The sequence below is a fragment of the Actinobaculum suis genome (assembly GCF_900102025.1).
GTDB classification, from domain to species: domain Bacteria; phylum Actinomycetota; class Actinomycetes; order Actinomycetales; family Actinomycetaceae; genus Actinobaculum; species Actinobaculum suis.
Window position 1 is genome coordinate 1 of sequence record NZ_FNAU01000032.1, and the last position, 1,994, is coordinate 1,994.

Below are 1,994 nucleotides of genomic sequence, written 5' to 3' on the forward strand. Positions count from 1 at the left end.
CGCGGAATATGTTTTACGGGACATGGTAGAAGACTACCTTTCTCCGGCTGAACGCCGGGGCTAGCCTATGTCCACCAACAGGGGGTCAGGTCCAGTCCTTCCACAACCGGCTACGTGACGAGCTGCTAGAAGACGAGATGTTCGACGACCCTGCCCACGCGTCGCACTGCCTGCGACTGTGGTCAGAGCGTTACAATACGCATCATCCGCATTCGAGCCTAGGATTTATCCCACCGACTGAGTACGCCAACCAATGGCACCAAACCCAGGAAGGCACTCAAACCGACCGGTCCTAAAAACTAGCCCGGCCCAAGGTGTTGCAAGCACCTTTGCCGAATCTCGTTCTACCTGAGCACATGGGTGTACTACGTACGAGCAATATGGAGAGCCGAACGATTACACCATCCAAGGATTGGAGGGACGTCGGTAACTGGAGATTGCTAAATGGGTTAAAACTTGCGCGCCCATACGACATCCCGATCATCGAAGGTTGCGAGGAAGTTCCTGAGTTCTTGGAAGTATTCTCAGAGACCACAAGAGGCGGCGAGATCAAGCCAGGGACGTGGGTACATTTTTATGAAGATGATCAGAAGTTTGTTAGGTTTTGGAATAATCCTGAAAAGTACCTACCTCGCCTCAGCGAATATTCAGGAGTCGTTAGCCCTGATTTCTCGACCTACGAGAATTTGCCTATTTGCGAACGAATGCACGCAACGTATAAGAATCAACTACTGGGTGCATGGCTGGAAAGGAATGGGGTTCAAGTTATCCCGAACGTTCGTCTAACTGGACGAGAGTCCGTCTCCTACGCACTGGCAGGTGTGCCATCTTCAAGGACGCTTGCAGTAGGGACTCACGGATGCATCAAGAAATCGAACAGTATGCATCAATTTCGGGAGGAAATCAGTCTAATTTGCCGTCTGAAGATGCCTACAGATCTCGTTGTGTACGGATGCTTGCCTAGGGCTTTGAGAGAGGTTCCGCTTGAACTAGGGATACCGGTTCATGTGTTTTCCCCAGACACTTGGCAGAGGTCCAAGAATCGAGGTGTGGCATGAGTAAGCCTCGAAGCAAAATGATCGACTACAAAGGTCGTATATTCCGAGCTGTTCGGGGTTTCACAACCGAGGTGCATTTTGGAAAACAATCGAAGCATCTTCCTGGACAGCAAGGCTATGATCCGAAGAGGTCACCCATTACGCTTGATATCACCCAAATTCAAGCATTAGTAGAATTAAAAGCCGGTACCGGAGAATGGTGGGGCAAGAATCGAGAAGTGATCGATTGTGGGGTTATCGTCGGTCTCTATCGTGATGTCCGAACTGGCAAGAGTCGTCCCACTAGCCGAGCCACCATCCACTATTCCCAAACAGGCTGCCATCTTGTTCCTGCCCACCCTTTGACAAGGAGTTGATCCCAATGTACCTGCATGCAGAAGAAGAATTTCAGGTTTGGCCCGTAGAGGAGTATGCAAGCGCGAATCTAAACAACCCTCTATCGATACTTTTTGAAGATGGCGAACATTACTCAGGGGTATTTTTTACAGCAACAGACTCCGACAATGGTGGAGAACTGGACATTGATATCGCAGATCCGCGTTACGATGAATTCCATCAGGTTGTTTTTGAGATAGTCGAGTCTATTAAAGCTGGGCGACGGCGTTACGGAAAATACCTCGCTATCGATTATCGTGATTTCCCGGTTCTGATTACGGATCTGATAAGCGGTGTCGTTGTGTACTCAGTAGGTCAGGATCCATCACGAGCCAAGTGATGCGGGTATTTCTTCGGAATCATCGGCCAAGCCTTTGGCCTGGGCTGGATTAAATAGACCATGCGATTTGAGCGTGTCTTTCGTGACAGCCCCTGTTGGGCAGGATGACTGGTAATCATGAAGAAAGGACCTGACCCCCTGTTGGTGGACATAGGCTAGCCCCGGCGTTCAGCCGGAGAAAGGTAGTCTTCTACCATGTCCCGTAAAACATATTCCGCGCA

The 1,994-nt window shown here is 50.0% G+C and carries 4 protein-coding genes; all 4 read left to right on the forward strand.

Going from position 1 to position 1,994, the window contains the following annotated elements:
• Positions 1-47: 47 nt before the first annotated feature.
• The 4 genes from BLT47_RS09755 (at position 48) to BLT47_RS08775 (ending at position 1,773) form a co-directional block, all read left to right on the forward strand.
• Complete coding sequence (locus tag BLT47_RS09755; RefSeq protein WP_143021840.1) at positions 48-296, forward strand: integrase core domain-containing protein; 249 nt, start codon at positions 48-50, stop codon at positions 294-296.
• Positions 297-380: 84 nt separating this feature from the next.
• On the forward strand, positions 381-1,058 hold the full coding sequence (locus BLT47_RS09760; RefSeq protein WP_074663948.1) for a DUF4417 domain-containing protein: 678 nt from the start codon (positions 381-383) through the stop codon (positions 1,056-1,058).
• A 17-nt stretch (positions 1,059-1,075) separates the two neighbouring features.
• Entirely contained in the window at positions 1,076-1,414 is a 339-nt protein-coding gene (locus tag BLT47_RS08770; protein WP_244924605.1) for a polymorphic toxin type 50 domain-containing protein, read from the forward strand.
• 5 nt (positions 1,415-1,419) lie between these two features.
• A complete protein-coding gene (locus BLT47_RS08775) occupies positions 1,420-1,773 on the forward strand; it encodes a hypothetical protein (RefSeq protein ID WP_049618924.1) in 354 nt (117 codons plus the stop codon).
• The last annotated feature ends 221 nt before the right edge of the window (positions 1,774-1,994 follow it).

What these genes read in the sequence shown, in the direction of transcription:
- BLT47_RS08775 (WP_049618924.1), top strand. Translation starts at nt 1,420, where the DNA reads ATGTACCTGCATGCAGAAGAAGAATTTCAGGTTTGGCCCGTAGAGGAG.
- BLT47_RS09760 (WP_074663948.1), top strand. Translation starts at nt 381, where the DNA reads ATGGAGAGCCGAACGATTACACCATCCAAGGATTGGAGGGACGTCGGT.
- BLT47_RS08770 (WP_244924605.1), top strand. Translation starts at nt 1,076, where the DNA reads ATGATCGACTACAAAGGTCGTATATTCCGAGCTGTTCGGGGTTTCACA.